15 protein-coding genes are annotated in these 15,460 nt (G+C 40.7%); 4 read left to right on the plus strand and 11 right to left on the minus strand.

The window, feature by feature from the left end; all coding sequences use genetic code 11:
* Window positions 1-15: 15 nt before the first annotated feature.
* Window positions 16-2,721, minus strand: coding sequence for an autotransporter assembly complex protein TamA (locus tag IEV36_RS03465; RefSeq protein WP_005258019.1), 2,706 nt, complete (start codon window positions 2,719-2,721; stop codon window positions 16-18).
* A gap of 162 nt (window positions 2,722-2,883) precedes the next feature.
* On the opposite strand from IEV36_RS03465, the gene IEV36_RS03470 reads away from it, so the two are divergent.
* Entirely contained in the window at window positions 2,884-4,203 is a 1,320-nt protein-coding gene (locus IEV36_RS03470) for an MFS transporter (RefSeq protein WP_005258020.1), read from the plus strand.
* 3 nt (window positions 4,204-4,206) lie between these two features.
* Complete coding sequence (gene coq7 / locus IEV36_RS03475) at window positions 4,207-4,842, plus strand: 2-polyprenyl-3-methyl-6-methoxy-1,4-benzoquinone monooxygenase (protein WP_005258021.1); 636 nt, start codon at window positions 4,207-4,209, stop codon at window positions 4,840-4,842.
* 72 nt (window positions 4,843-4,914) lie between these two features.
* Here the strand turns inward: coq7 and IEV36_RS03480 are convergent, their stop codons facing one another.
* The 8 genes from IEV36_RS03480 to IEV36_RS03515 form a co-directional block, all read right to left on the minus strand.
* Window positions 4,915-5,367 carry a hypothetical protein gene (locus IEV36_RS03480; RefSeq protein ID WP_005258022.1) on the minus strand — a complete coding sequence of 151 codons (453 nt, stop codon included), beginning with the start codon at window positions 5,365-5,367 and terminating at the stop codon, window positions 4,915-4,917.
* Window positions 5,368-5,503: 136 nt separating this feature from the next.
* Window positions 5,504-6,055, minus strand: a complete 552-nt coding sequence (locus IEV36_RS03485) for a DUF2799 domain-containing protein (protein ID WP_005258025.1) — start codon at window positions 6,053-6,055, stop codon at window positions 5,504-5,506.
* A gap of 40 nt (window positions 6,056-6,095) precedes the next feature.
* On the minus strand, window positions 6,096-6,530 hold the full coding sequence (locus IEV36_RS03490) for a 2-amino-4-hydroxy-6-hydroxymethyldihydropteridine diphosphokinase (protein ID WP_005258026.1): 435 nt from the start codon (window positions 6,528-6,530) through the stop codon (window positions 6,096-6,098).
* Window positions 6,487-6,867 carry a dihydroneopterin aldolase gene (gene folB / locus IEV36_RS03495; RefSeq protein WP_005258027.1) on the minus strand — a complete coding sequence of 127 codons (381 nt, stop codon included), beginning with the start codon at window positions 6,865-6,867 and terminating at the stop codon, window positions 6,487-6,489. The genes IEV36_RS03490 and folB overlap by 44 nt, the downstream gene beginning before the upstream one ends.
* 26 nt (window positions 6,868-6,893) lie before the next feature.
* A complete protein-coding gene (locus IEV36_RS03500; RefSeq protein ID WP_004772617.1) occupies window positions 6,894-8,192 on the minus strand; it encodes an ABC1 kinase family protein in 1,299 nt (432 codons plus the stop codon).
* Window positions 8,193-8,248: 56 nt separating this feature from the next.
* Window positions 8,249-8,977: a HesA/MoeB/ThiF family protein gene (locus IEV36_RS03505; protein ID WP_227610468.1), complete on the minus strand. Its 729-nt coding sequence runs from the start codon at window positions 8,975-8,977 to the stop codon at window positions 8,249-8,251.
* Window positions 8,978-9,554: 577 nt separating this feature from the next.
* Complete coding sequence (locus IEV36_RS03510) at window positions 9,555-10,586, minus strand: lipase secretion chaperone (protein WP_005258029.1); 1,032 nt, start codon at window positions 10,584-10,586, stop codon at window positions 9,555-9,557.
* A gap of 78 nt (window positions 10,587-10,664) precedes the next feature.
* Window positions 10,665-11,681, minus strand: coding sequence for a lipase family alpha/beta hydrolase (locus tag IEV36_RS03515; RefSeq protein WP_004772624.1), 1,017 nt, complete (start codon window positions 11,679-11,681; stop codon window positions 10,665-10,667).
* A gap of 453 nt (window positions 11,682-12,134) precedes the next feature.
* Between IEV36_RS03515 and IEV36_RS03520 the strand changes: the two genes are divergently transcribed.
* Window positions 12,135-12,710: a flavin reductase family protein gene (locus IEV36_RS03520; protein ID WP_005258030.1), complete on the plus strand. Its 576-nt coding sequence runs from the start codon at window positions 12,135-12,137 to the stop codon at window positions 12,708-12,710.
* 44 nt (window positions 12,711-12,754) lie between these two features.
* Here IEV36_RS03520 and IEV36_RS03525 read toward each other — a convergent pair whose 3' ends face one another.
* The gene (locus tag IEV36_RS03525) at window positions 12,755-13,321 is read right to left on the minus strand and encodes a hypothetical protein (protein ID WP_005258031.1); all 567 of its coding nucleotides are present in this window, start codon (window positions 13,319-13,321) and stop codon (window positions 12,755-12,757) included.
* Between the two features lie 163 nt (window positions 13,322-13,484).
* Window positions 13,485-14,255, minus strand: a complete 771-nt coding sequence (locus IEV36_RS03530) for an SDR family NAD(P)-dependent oxidoreductase (RefSeq protein ID WP_004772629.1) — start codon at window positions 14,253-14,255, stop codon at window positions 13,485-13,487.
* A 143-nt stretch (window positions 14,256-14,398) separates the two neighbouring features.
* Here IEV36_RS03530 and IEV36_RS03535 point away from each other — a divergent pair, with 143 nt between their 5' ends.
* Window positions 14,399-15,460, plus strand: coding sequence for an AraC family transcriptional regulator (locus tag IEV36_RS03535; protein ID WP_032864055.1), 1,062 nt, complete (start codon window positions 14,399-14,401; stop codon window positions 15,458-15,460).

The raw sequence follows: 15,460 nt of genomic DNA on the forward strand, positions 1-15,460 counted from the left end.
GGTTATAAAAAAGTTTTAAAGTTGTGGACCAATAAAGAAATGCAATCGGATCGGATTATTCTCATTCGAAATACCAGAGGCAATATCGAGACGAATCGGTCCAATTGGTGATCTCCAGCGAATACCGACACCCACACTATATTCTGTTGGATTGCTAAACTGTTTGTCATAGGCATTACCAAAATCTGAGAATACGGCAGCACGCCAGCCATCTTTAAATTGGTAATTATATTCTAATGAACCAACCCCTAAAGCTTGTCCACCCAACTTATAGCCATTTTCTTCTGGAGATAAGCTCTTATAGTCAAAACCACGTAAAGACTGATCACCACCAGTAAAGAAACGCAAGTTATAAGGCACGTTATTAAAATCATCGGTAAAAATATAGCTTGCATCGCCACGACCGACAAACTGGTGATTGTCATTTTCACCCAGTGAATAAATAAAGCGCCAGCCTGCACTCACAATCGCCATATTGGCATCGGACAATAATGATTCTGTACCCAGTTCAACTTTATAGGTTTGTTTAAACCCTTTGGTTGGGTTCAAACGAGTATTACTATTGGTTTTAGAAGCTTCATAGCTCAAGAGCAAAGATTCTTGCTCAGGTTGCGAAACTTTAAAGGCATCTGGAATTTCATCAATATCCACAATTCCTTTTTCAGTTAAACGGTCTAAACGATAACGCAAACCAAAAGTATGTTGCCAGTCGCCGAGTGGATTTTTGATGACACGTTCACCACCCACGACCGCAGACTCGATCAGCAAGTTGACATCTGGCCCAATATCATCACGCGTTTCACGCTCATAACCACCCACAAGGTTGAAATAGTCATTTAACGGATGCTTATAAGGAATGCTGTAACGACCATCAATCGACTGACGGATTTCAGAAACCTCGACGTTGGCATCAAAAGAATGACCATATTTATTGACAATCGCTCGGCGATATTGGGTACGAATACGCGCCCCAGTATCGGTCCCATAACCAATACCCGTCTCTAGACTATTTAAACGGTCCGCATTCAGAGTCACGACCACAGGAATTTTCTGATCGATACGTGCTTGCTCTTCTTGTTTTTGACGCGTTTCATCATCTTCATCATGCGTTGGCATCGGCATTGAACGGGCTAAAGAATAGGTCTGTGCCTGTTCACCGCCTGAGAATTGCGACTCATCCACAACATCCTGAGTGACTTCTTCCGCAGAGGTAATTTTTGCTCGTGCAAGATCAGCCTTTTGCTGACTATTTAACAACTGTGACTGTTGAATACGTTGCTGATCGACCAAAGCTTGCAAATCTGGTGGTAACTCAAGTGGCGGCTGAATGGCATCCGGTTTGATTGTATCCACCAGCGTATAGTTAAAATAACGGGTATTGGTTAAGTTATTGGCCAGAGCATTGACACGCCAGAAGGCATAGTCATCATCTTCATTCCAGGGCGCCAGACTATCCAGCACTTTCTGGGTTAAAGGTAATGGCTTGCTCGGATCACTCATCCGATATTCTACTTTCTTCAGTTTGTAACGATCACCTGTTTCATATTTCAGGTTAATGTCTGCGGTTTTCTCAGGCTGGCTAATCTTCACATCGTGCAAGCGCCAGAACGCATCAAAATAACCGTTATCTGTCGCAACAGTCGTGATTTTGTTTTTTGTCTCTTCATATTTTCCATGGTTAAAAATATCGCCTTCATCCTGTTCTGGAATCAAACGAATCACTTGGAATTGAGGAATGTTTGCACCTGCACCCGTAAATTCAATATTTTGTTCTTTAATTTTGACGGGTTCATTCGGCACCACAATAACCTTAACTTTACTCTCGCTTTCTTTCACAAAAGTATAAGTGGCGTTGTAATAACCCACTGCTTGGGCTGCCTGATTAGTCAAAGCACGTAATTGCGGCAAGGCAACATTAAACTCTTCAAAAGATTCCTGAGTAAAACTGGATAACTTGGCCTTGATATTTGCAGCCAGAATTGGTGGTGCGCCCGTAACATCTGCCGTAATACGAGGTACTTTATCTGTATTCAGCAGATTCTCTGGACGCAAGCGATGCCAGATTCTTTTAAAGAAACCTTCTTTTTCAGCAGTCTGCTCTGTTTGCGTCTGAAATTCAGGTAAGGTTCGTCCCGCCTCATTCGCTTCTACTACAATCTTGCTATCCGTCTGGATATCACGCATCAACTGATCAATATTGACAGGCGCACTTTTAATTTCAGTCAGTTCAGATTGAGAAACATCGCTTACCGAGACTTCAGGGGTTTTAGCAGTATTTTCACGATAGTTCTTTGCTTCATTTTTTGCGTCTTCCGCGACACGAAAGATTTCATTTGCCATCGATTGATCCACAGGAATCACCGGCAAATTCTCTAAATTATCATCCAACTGAATCGGTTTTAACTCATCAATCTGATTTGCTGACTGTTCTTGCTGCTTTAAAGCCGTCAAACTGTCCTGCACAGACAACGAATTTTCTTGATCATTCAAAAGCGCTTGTTGCTGCTTCATCAAAGCAGTCGCCGCATTGGCCTGTTGTTCGGCCTGATCCGCTGTCTGATTTTCAGTCGGGTTTAAAATTTGCTCTTGCGCATAAGCAACTGATATACAAGAAGTAATTAAAAAACCGCTACAAATAAGTTTAGGAAAACCCTGCATTTTAAAAATTAAATGCATAGAATGAACCAGTGTTGACTGTTTAAACTTCGATTTAGATGGCATGTAGAACTCTAAACTTATTTTTTAATTTATCATTTTTGATGGCTGAAACAACTTCAAATCTTTGATTTTTCATCCAATCAGACAGGGATATCATACATGCATTTCATCACATTTTTACAGTTCGTCACATTTTTTTATAAATCACAATGAAGTGAACACACGATGAAACAAGATGAGCGCTTAATGACATCACGTCGGTTTGCCCCGATGTTTTTCACGCAATTTTTTGGAGCACTGAATGATAATGTTTATAAACAAGCGCTTCTGTTAGTCATCACTTATGGTTGGATTCAACAACAAAGTGCGCCCGTCAGTACTTTAAATAATTTAGCAGCGTTACTGTTTATTCTTCCTTACTTTTTCTTTTCAGCTACAGCTGGGCAAATTGCAGATAAATACGAACGCTCACAGCTTATTCGCTTCATTAAAATATTAGAAATCGTCATCATGTTGATTGGTACAGCAGGTTTTTTGCTAGGCAATCTTTGGCTGCTGTTATTTGCCCTATTTTTAATGGGAACACATTCCACCTGTTTCGGGCCGATCAAATATGCCATTCTGCCTGAAATTTTAAAGCCACAAGAACTGATGTCCGGTAATGCCTTATTCCAGTCAGGTACATCGATTGCGATTTTACTGGGGATGATTCTTGGTGGTGCAGTAATTGCTTCTTCTGAAGGCAATCTGCTCTGGATCAGTGTAACTGTGGTAACTATTGCTTGCTTAGGCTATTTGTGTAGTCGTTTTATTCTGCCACAAAAAGTCGCTGCTCCCGATCTTAAAATTGACTGGAATTTTTTTCGTACCAGTTTTCAGACTATTCGATATGCAAAAAGTATCCCGATTGTTTTTGTGATTCTGTTAGGTAATTCTTGGTACTGGTTTTATGGTGCTACCTACCTGACCCAGATTCCACAACTCACACAGCAAAACCTACATGCTTCTGAAAATGTGGTGAGTCTACTTCTGACTTTTTTCTCGGTTGGTATTGGCGTTGGTTCATTATTATGCAGACGTATTGGCGGCACTGAAATCAATATCAAAATGGTGCCCTATGGCGCGATTGGCCTAACTGTTTTTGCGTTGTATCTTGCAGCAAGTCTGACATTTGTACCTGAACATACTGGCGACCTACTCACTTTAAAAGATATGTTTACGCAAGGTGCCGTCTATTATCACGTTATGCTTGCCGTTACTTTACTCGGGATCAGCGGCGGTTTTTATATCGTACCGCTTTATGCCATGATGCAAGCCTACTCACCACGCTCGCACCGGGCGCGTGTTGTTGCAGCAAACAATATCTTAAATGCTGTATTTATGGTCTCTTCGGCAGTTTTTTCAATTTTAATCTTAAGCATTTTAAAAATTGATATTAAAATCTTATTCACCATTACTGCTGTTTTAAGTGCAATTTTCTCATTCTGGTTATTAAAACGACTCAAACCATTATTGGAAAATGCGCCCAATACTTTAGAGGATTAATATATGCGTCAATACACAGGTCTCGATAAACTTATTAATTCTTTTGATCAGGCTTTACGTAGTCTGGTACCTGGAGCGACCAGTGCTCAACGCTCAAATCCAGCCAGTGATGAACCTTCACAACTCTGTGTGAGTGATGCACGCCATGTCGCGGGCTTGATGCGTGTAAACCACAGTGGTGAAGTGTGTGCCCAAGCGCTGTATCATGGACAGGCATTGACGGCAAAGCTGCCACACGTTCGTGAAGAAATGCAGCATGCTGCGATCGAAGAACAAGATCATTTGGCGTGGTGTGAAGATCGTTTAAAAGAACTGGATAGCCACACCAGTGTATTGAATCCAATCTGGTATGGATTGTCTTACGGCATGGGTGCGATTGCAGGCATTGCAGGCGACAAATACAGCCTAGGTTTTGTCGCTGAAACTGAACGTCAGGTGAGCCAGCATTTACAAGAACATCTCCAGCAATTGCCTGCACATGATGATCGTTCACGTAAAATTCTTGAGCAGATGAATGAAGATGAATTGCATCATCGGGATACCGCATTGAATGCAGGCGGAGTCGATTTACCCGTGCCTGTACGCATTACCATGACCGCAATTTCAAAATTAATGACAAAAACCAGTTATTATTTATAAACTCGTCTAGGGAATTATGGCTTCATAATTCCCTTTTTTCTGCTCAATTTTTCATAAAACTATTATAAAAGATCAGCGAAATACAATTTTCCCTTTATCTGTCGAATAACGGTCAGACCAGAAACTTTGTGGTTGCTTTTCCAGATCCGTAAAAATCGTATAGTTAATTTTGCCTTGTCTAAACTCAAACTGACCATTTTTTTGAGTTGCGGCTACTCTGGTATCATTCACCCAGACACGCTGTTGCTGGTCAATTCGAATGGTTGCCAAGGTTGTTCCATCTGATCTTTCAGCAATCCATTGTGGTTGATTGACACCATTCTCAGGCGCCGCAACTGCATCTGGCGCTGTAAATCCAGCCTTCATATTTTCTTCTGCTGTTTTATGAATATCACAACCTTGCGCTTCACTCAGTTGCGTACAGCCTGAACGTTCGAGCTGTTCTCTATATTTGGCATCAATGGCATAAGCAGAGTTCATGACAACACATGCCATCAGTCCGACAGTAATAAATTTGATTTGCATGATGCATCCCTTGCGATTGATCAGTTAAATATTTAAACATTGATCTCGGCATGGGTCTGTAATTTAAATGTTTAATCCCAAAAGCAAAAACAGCCTGTGACCGAAATCACAGGCTGTTTAAAACCATATTTTCAACTTAATTTAGACCATGTTCTGCTTTAAAACGTTCCATGTTTCTCACGGCATCATGATAACGCGATTGTACGCTGCTGCTATTGATCCGTAGATCATATAAACGCTTCTTATAATCATCCCGAACTTTAGAAGAAAGATCGGTACGTTCCAGCTCTTTTAAATACCGATTCATCTCATTCTGTGAACGGCTGAACTCCGAATCAGCCTGATAATATTCGTTGGCAGCCTGATAATAAGGTCGCAGTAATTGGCGTTTTTCAACAGGACAAACTCGGAAATCCCCACGACCTTCTAACGCTTCACTGAAAATATTTTCAGGCTGACAATAATAACCTAGACCTTGTTGATAGCCTTTTTCATAGAGACTCTGATTAGGAACAACATTGGCTTTCTGACAAGATGAATAATACTTATCTAGACGTGATTCATGCCCAGCCGAACCATCTTTTTCACCCACGCTTAACCAGTTGGCAGTTTTACATTGCTCAACACTCATGGCTGCACAACCAGAAAGTAAAACCATCAAAGTCGATAAAATTAAAATATTTTTCATGAAAATGTTCCTAATTATTATGCGATTACATTCAAAAACATTACATTGTAATGACAGGATAGTTTACCTTTTGATCATAGCTTAGATCAGCATGTTGCCATAAATCAAATAGAGGAATTTTCACATCCAATGCTAAAGGTAATTTTTTAGGATTAAACTGCATATTCTCTAAGGTATGTCCCCAAGCAATCACATCAATATCCAGCGTGATCTGATGCGAAGGACGAGTACGCCCTGATTGTTGTTCCAGCCTTTTTAACAGTTCAGTGATTTCATCAATACTAAGTTGACTTGTTAATAGACAGGCCGAGTTCCAGTAATCAGCCCCGATCCCATCTCGACATGGAATTTCATAAATCGGAGAAAACACCACTCTACCGAGTTGAGCAATCTGCTCATAAGCAAAAGTGAAATTTTGTTGCTGCTGGAGATTACTCGCCAGTGCGAGCGCAAAAATTGTTTCTGTTGCGTTCAAGGCGAATTCCTACTGCATTAGCTTGAGCAATAATTGCGGGTTTACGAATCGTGATCGTGATCGACTCAATAGAAGGAAAAGTCGTAAATAGACACTCAAGAACCAACTGAGCAGCATGCTCAATCAGTTTTGGTTTTGCTGTTTGAATCACTTGTGCTGCAAGCTCACAGATTTGAGCATAGTTGAGCGTATCTTCCAGCTCATCCGAGTTTGCAGCCTGACTAAGATCATTATGAATGGTGAGATCTAACGTTAAAGGTTGAATAATCTGGCGTTCCCAGTTGAAACAGCCGATCACAGTATCAACTTTTAACCCCTCAATAATAATGGCATCCATAATGACCTATTGAACCGATAAATAAATTAATGCTTTAAAAAAGAAGCAGGTTCAATATTGTGAACCATTTTCAAACGTTGGTCAGCATAAATATCGGTATATGGTGCAAGAACACGCATGAAACGATCAAAATATAACATTTGCTTGAATAATAACGCGAAGTCACGCGGGAATTTGATGCCATGACGTTCACCCACAGCCACCATATCCATCATGATGTCATTCAGATCTGCTGGATTCGAACTTAGAATTTCTTGTGGATCTGCCAGCAATACACCACTAAACAAACGTTCGAGATCATCGGCCAATACTTGCGTATCAATTTTTTGATGCGTCATGCCCATCTTGAGCATATTCTCAGCCATCGCAACGTAGTTGGTGTGCTGCAACGCATCCATAAATGCCATACATGCCGTCCAAACTTCTGGTTTTAACTGACCGACAATACCAAAATCGATAAAGCCAATACGACCATCTTCAAGCAACATCAAATTGCCTGCATGTAAGTCTGCATGGAAACTCTTACACAACATCAAGCTACCAAACCAAGTATTCATAGCTGTAATCAGAACTTGTGTTGGATCTTTAGCATATTGTTTGACGACGTCAAAGTCCGTCAATGGCACACCATATAGACGTTGCATGGTCAGTACACGGCGGGTTGAAAACTGGTGATACACCTTTGGCGCTGTCGCAGCCTGATTGCCTGAGATATTCAGATACTGGATAAAGTCATCCAGATTTTGTGCTTCTTCGATAAAATCAACTTCACGTACCATGCGTGTCTTAATTTCATCGACAATTTCAGACAGTGAAGCAAATTTGATTTTAGGGACTGCTTTTTCGAGTAATTTGGTTGCCCAATGCACCACATTCAAATCGGTATAAAGAATCGTTTCAACGCCAGGTTTCTGAACTTTTAAAACAACATCTTCACCCGTCACCAATCTTGCTGGATGAACTTGTGCAATCGAAGCAGAAGCTAATGGTTTTTCATCAATAAAACTGAAAATTTCATTGAGATTTCGACCTTCAAATTCTTCCGCCAAAACCTTTTGAATATAGCTAAAAGGTAAAGTCGGCGTTTGATCTAGACAGCCCTGAAATTCCTGAACATATTCTCGCGGGAATAGAGACGGCGTACTGGCAATAAACTGGCCTAGCTTGATATAAGTCGAACCAAGCGACTCAAAGGTCTCACGCATGAGTTTGGCATTGCTTGGTTTTTCAGTTGCATATTTCACACCTGCTTGTGCTGCAACCACCACTGTTTCACCAATACGTGCAACAGAGCGTAATCCATCGAATAAAATATTTCTTTTCATAATCTTTCTTGCCTCACAGATGGCATTAGTTTAGCAAATTTTGCTCATTTTACCGATCAAGTTGCCTGACAAACTGGACAATTTACATCTTTTTCAAATTTAAGAATGCGTTGTGATAGATTTAAGCCATTCCAAAGCAACAGTTTTTGTTTAAGTGGCGTCAAACCTAGCCCTAAAAACAGCAAAGTGTGATGTGCTTGTAATGACGCGATCATTACAGGTGTCGTTGCCAATACGCCTGACTCAGCACAGCGCAAGCCTTCATTGGCATGCTCTTCTTTAGGAAATAAGCATTCATAACAAGCGGAATCTGACTCAACCATAAACATCTGCCCTTCAAAACCAATCGCTGAAGCACTGATAAGTGGCACTTGGTGTGTTTTACAGACACGATTCACCAGATAGCGCGTGGTAAAATTATCGCAACCATCTAACACTACATCCTGATGCTGTACGAAGTCATCAGCATTCGTTTCATCGAAACGTATATTTTGATAGCGGACTTGTATATGTGGATTAATTGCTTGTAGATGTTTTGCCAATATTTCAGCTTTGTATCGGCCTAAATCATTTGAGGTAAATGCAATTTGGCGTTGTAGATTACTCATCTCAATGGTGTCGGCATCGACAATAGTAATTTTCCCCACTCCAGCACGAGCCAGTAGCTCAGCACTGGTACAGCCGATTCCACCTGCGCCGATAATCAGTACATTGGCAAGTTTTAGTTTTTCTTGTGCTTCAATATCCCAACCATCTAATAAAATCTGACGACTATAGAGATGCATTTCCTCATTACTAAGCTCAAATTCGTTTTCAAAATGGTCTGACACGTGGCTACTTCTTTATCTTCAAGATAGTGCTGATTCTAAGTCGATGAAGGATTTGAGGAAAGTAATAAATTTTATCTAAACGCATTTTCTTTCGACCAAGCTTAGTTTTTACCCCAACAATTCGATCTAACTTTAATAGCTTAATAAAATCAAAAATTTATAATATCGACTAAAACTTAAGGTATTTATCCTTTTTTAATTATAACTTTATGTTTTAACGTAAGTTATATATTATATTTTATAGTTGACTACCGTATAGGTAGTTTAGAAGTTTAACCGTGGTGGGGATGGCAAACACATGTAGTTGACTACCGTATAGGTAGGTTAGAAGTCAAACGCTCGCTTTTCTTCATACGTGCATTTGTTGACTACCGCCTAGGTAGATTATGTTCACCCATATAAAAATGACCTTAATTTTTTTGAACGATTAAGGCCATCATTGCGATGATCAGGCAATGATACTTAAGAATAACTTTGCCATAAACTTATCTGCCACCCATTATTTTCTAAAATTCAAATACACTTAAAAACACTACTTCCGATCATGCATCATTTCATAAGATTGCGCTCTTAATACATCTTCTTTAGTTCCAAAAGATTGATTCCGCAATTGATTAATCGACTGTTGTTTACTGGCATCACTCGCATCACTTTTTAAAATCTGGTCGCGCTCAGCCAAATAACCATTAACCTGTGTTTGCCAGCCTGCCTCTTCCTGATCCACTTTTTCCAGTCGATCCGCAGCTTCTGGCCCTAACAGACTTTCACGCATATTCCGAAGCTCTTGTGCAGAGCCACCTTTCTCACGGATTTCCTGCGTCAATTGCTGTAACTCAGCAAATTGCATAGAAACCCGAACACCATCCGACATCGTACTAGGAAGCTGATCAATCAGTTTTGCCAATTCAGCCGCTTTTTGTTGTGCAGTTAAAATCTTATTGGCATGAATACGCATCTGCTCAATATTAAACTGATTTAACTTACGTTCATTACCAAACAAGGCATTGATCTCAGCCGCATTAAAAAACTGCTGCTGGACTTTATACATCTGATCAAGGACTTTCTGAAAACCCTCAATATCACCCGTTTTAAAATTACCACTGGGTTTTAAATTTTTGAGGGTATGACTGTACGCCACATATTGATCTAACAAATAAATCGCATAACTTGAAGCCGTATCAGGTAGTGTTGCTGTTAGATATTGACGAATATCCGCGATCAATTCCGTTTCGGTTTTCTCGCCCAGACTTGAAAAGAAATAATCAAAACAACTACGGATTCCAACTGTCAGTACAAGTTTACCGTTGGCATCTACCTGAATAGGACAATCAATTTCAGTTCCTTGTAATGAAGCCGCTAGAACAGGTAATTTTCCCTTTTGATGATCTTGTGTAGCACCAGCAAAATTATATTCTGAGGACTGGGCTTGAGCCTGCTGGTTCAATGGATGCGAAGTCGTTTGTGCATCTGGCTTAAATATCCAGTAAATCAAAGCCAATATCAGCAATAAACCGATAATTACACACAAACTGATGGTTTTATTATTTAAAAATTTACCGTTCATCATCCCTTGCTCTATTTATCCTTTATTTTTCAATCCATTTTAGCTAAAGGAGCAAATACTGCCCCTTTAGCTTATTTATTATAACCCCTGATTTTTTAAACGATTGGCTTGTGCACGGTACGGCGTGACTGGATTTTGCAAAAACCCTACCAAACCTAATACCTGATTTACCTCATCCAAATGGTTAAATGCATAGTTATCACGAATGACCGTGCCTAAATGGCTCGAACAACGTGGTACCAAACCATCATTTTCACCTGAGATGAGTAAAGAGGTCGCTGTTAAAGCATAGTCCATCGGATCAGCTGCATTGGTAAATGGGCTGGTTCCACTCCATGAATAATAACGAACCCCATTCACCAGTTCAGCACCAGATCCACAGGCTGTGGTTGGTACGCCTGCTGGGAAGCGTTTATTAAAGTCTGCTGAACCGCTGGTCGTGAGTGAGTTTAATCCTGCAATTGCATCTTGATCATAGTAATGACCAGAACCTATGCCGACCAATGAGAAGAAGGCATTTACGCCTGCCGCAATAATAGGTGCAAGTGCTGGGCCAGCAGGTGATTTAACAACTGAATCGACCACATCTGCAACATCTGAACCTTTAGTTGGACCTCCTACTGCTGTCACTGAAGCAATCTTATTCGGCAATAAGCTTGCAACATAACGAACCGATTGTGAGCCATGGCTATGGCCAATTAGATTGATTTTTTCAGCACCTGTAATTGCCAGCACCTGTTTGGCTTGTAGCAATAGTTGTTCACCGCGTACTTCCGATGAATTAAAAGAAGCTTGCTGTGCAACAAATACATTGGCCCCATTTCCAACCAGATCTTCAGTAATCCCGTTCCAGTATTGCAATGGGCCAACCGCTGAGAATCCAGCCATACCATGGGCTAAGAGAATAGGATACTTGGTTTTTGCATAACTGGAGGTGACGTTGGTACTACCACCGACTGAGCAACCGTTCACATTACAGTTTTGCCATGAGGCTTTAGGTGATAGAAAATCAAACAAACCTGCATGAACAACGGTTCCACTACTAATAAACATGCCTGCCATTAACGCCATAGCATTTAAATATTTCTTTTTCACGTTTTTGCTCCGAGCATTTTTCATTTTTATTACAAAGTGTTAGTCCTATAATTTTGTATGTGGAATCATTCCGACCATACAAAAGGGATATCAAATCACCCTCCTTTAATATTGTTTGATTTTTAGACTAAAGCAAACTGCGCCAAAATCATAACAATTCAGGCCAAAATTACGACTGATTGATAAAATTCCGATGAATGTACATACCCAACGCGAATGGAATGGATTTCCACTTTACGCGTTGTTAAAAAGGTTCTACGCGATACACAATGAAAATATAAGCATCGATGTATATGAGAACTTAATATCTGCTTTGAATTTTCACGCAAAAAAAAACACTGAATCATGCTGCCTTTTTTGCTGTAGTGAACATGTTAAATGCAGAAAAATTGAATCTTATTTTTCGAGAGATTATGTAACAATAACCAGTCTTATCATCCAGCTGGATCGCATATGAGTGCTCAAGACATTACAGCCGTTGAACTTTCCAAAGCCTATCGTCTATTAAATCATGGCCCTACTGTTCTGGTATCTGCTCAGCATGAACAGGACGCTGATGTGATGGCTGCTGCTTGGGCATGTGCACTGGAACTTACGCCAGCCAAAGTCACTGTTGTTCTGGACAAAAGTACCAAGACCCGACAACTGGTTGAGCAAAGTGGTTATTTTGCGCTACAGGTGCCCTGCTATGCGCAAATTGATATGGTGCACCAACTCGGTACGATTAGTAAATTTGATCAGCCCACCAAACTGGCAGATTGCAAAACGGAATTGTTTTATCAGGATCCCTATCCAGTCCCGCTGGTCACAGGCAGTCTGGCATGGTTGATTTGCAAAGTTATTCCAGAGCCACATAACCAGCAAGCACACGATTTATTTATTGGATCTGTGGTTGCAGCATGGGCCGATTCTCGCGTATTCCGAGATGGACACTGGCATTTTCAGAACGCTGCAAAAGAGTTGCGAAGCTTGCACTATATTGCGGGTGGAACCTTTTATTTGATTGGTGATGAAGTCAAAGCCAGATAATCAGCGAAAGCTCAGGCAATGATTTTCAGCATTGCCTGTTTTATTTACTCTGCTTTCATCATTTCACGATACAAGGTATCTAGGAACTGCTGCTGTTTCTGATTGTCTTTAAAATAACGCTGATAATTGACACTACAGCTTTCTACATCGGCGATATTGGCTTTATTAAAAGACCAGTCCGTGGTGTCTTTGACTGTAATCCCTAAATCATCATCACAACTCTGCCACAACTGAGCAAATCGACTGCGTTGCTTTGCATCAAGTTGTTGAAAGTCGGCATATACAGAAAAACCATGCATTTCTGAATTAAAAAATTTCGAAATCATGCTCACAGGCACGCCACCCCACATCATCGGTTGATCTTGAGGAAAACGAATATCTTTGAGTTTATCCTCAGACATTATTTTATCTTGCTCGCCTTCCTTTAAAAACTGGGTTTCATAAACCAAGGTTGTGCCTACGGGTACCTGAATTTTTTTAACGATGCGCACTTCGCGAGTTTTATAATAGGGATAATTCGGTGATGAATTTCCACCTGTTGGATTCATATTACCGACACAACCCGTTACACTCAGGCCAAACAATGTAGCAATCATCAGTCTATATTTCATATCTAAATCCTTGAGCTATCGTTATTCTTATCAAGAAGCTGTTTCTTACCTTAGAGTCAAACCCGTCAACACACAATATAAAATTTGAGAGCAAGAATAAAAAACAGTTGCTAGCGCCAAGCTCACAACTGTTCTGTAGATTGATTCAATTTTTTAAAAAAACTTATTTTGGTGCCATACGAATCGCACCATCCAAACGAATCACTTCACCATTTAGATATGAGTTTTCCGCGATATGTGCCACTAATCGAGCAAATTCTTCTGGGCGCCCCAAACGTGAAGGATAAGGGACCATTTGCCCTAAAGCATCCTGTACGTTCTGCGGTAAACCTTTTAACATCGGGGTTTCCATAATACCCGGTGCAATGGTCATCACACGTATCGCATGACGAGCAAGTTCTCGTGCAATCGGCAAAGTCATCGCCACAACGGCACCTTTCGATGCAGAATATGCTGCCTGCCCAATTTGTCCATCAAAGGCTGCAACCGAAGCTGTATTGACGATCACCCCTCGATCTTCATCACCTTCCGCAACGGTATTCTTACTCATGGCATCCGCGGCAAAGCGCAACATATTAAATGTGCCTGTGACATTGATGTGTAACGTTTTCGAGAACATTGCCAAATCATGTACGCCCTCTTTACCCACAACTTTTGCCGAAGGGCCAATGCCCGCACAATTGATCAGGCCATATACACTGCCATGTTTGGCCAACACATCTTTAAAAAACTGTTCCGCAGCTGCTTCATCGGTCACATCCAGTTTTACAAATTCTGCCTGTGCTCCCAATGCTTGTGCTTGTTGTTGTCCTGCTTCAACATTCATATCAACCAAAGTGACTGACGCACCTTTTTCAACCAAATGTTCAGCTGTTGCTGCACCTAGACCAGAGCCACCGCCTGTAATAACAAAATGTTTTCCCTGAATTTTCATTTACGTTTCCTATCAAATTAAAGATATAAATTTTTATAACTAAGCCTAAAGGCAACTTTTTTCCGATACAATTTCAAAAAGTAGCAAAGTTAATGCGACTTTTGAGCAGTCGATCTATTTATTCTCCTGTATTTTATGCTGATATGACCAAAAACCTTACTCACGATCTTAATGCGGCCAAGGATACAATTTCAAATGCTTTAATTCGGGAAGCATTAAGTGTTGCTGCAAGTCGCGGTTTAAATATTGTCAGTATTGCCAATCGGGCTGGCATTTCTGCTGAGTTGTTAACCTCAAGCAAAGCTCGCGTTCCTGTCGCGCAGTGTGCCCAGTTATGGGTAGAACTGGCGGAGAGTATGAATGATGAGTTTCTCGGTATGGATACCCATCCCATGCGCCGTGGTAGCTATCAATTACTGGCAAAGCTTGCCTTTAATACCGAAACGCTGGAACAGGCAATTAAAGAAATTCTAAAGTTTTTAGCACTGATTCTGGATGATATTCGGGGTGAACTGGTTCAGAAAGGTGCGAAAGCCTATCTGATTCTGCATGATCGTGAACAGCCGAAGCGGATGTTTACTTACTCGACCTTTCTGATGCTGGTTCACAGCTTAATGTGCTGGCTCAGCGATCAGCGCATTCACTTTCATAAAATGACGTTTAGATGCCATCCGCCTGTAGAAATACAGGATTATCGTGTCCGTTTTTGTGAAAATATCCACTTCCATGCTGAGCAAAACAGCATCGAATTTGATGCACATTATCTGAAACATAAAATCAAAAAAGATAAACAGGCACTTAATGATTTTCTTAAACATACACCCTACAACCTGATTGTACGTTTCAAGAATGAAAATTCGCTGAGTCTACAAATACGTCGGCAATTGCTTCTACAAGCACCTTCGGAATGGGCAGAACTAAAAGATATTGCGCAGCAGCTCAATATGTCGACAGCCACCATCCAGCGTCGTTTAAAACAGGAAGGTGTCAGCTACCAGCAGCTGAAGAATGACATTCGCTGTGATATTGCAATTGAAAGGCTGAGCAAAACGGATGATTCAATTCAAAGTATTAGTGATGACCTCAACTTTCATGATCCAAGTGCTTTTCACCGTGCCTTTAAAAAATGGAGTGGTGTCAGCCCAGGCAGTTATCGTAAAACCTCTCCATTAAAGAAAAACAAACTGAACCTACTTGATGAGTAA

This window comes from Acinetobacter vivianii (assembly GCF_014635885.1).
GTDB classification, from domain to species: domain Bacteria; phylum Pseudomonadota; class Gammaproteobacteria; order Pseudomonadales; family Moraxellaceae; genus Acinetobacter; species Acinetobacter vivianii.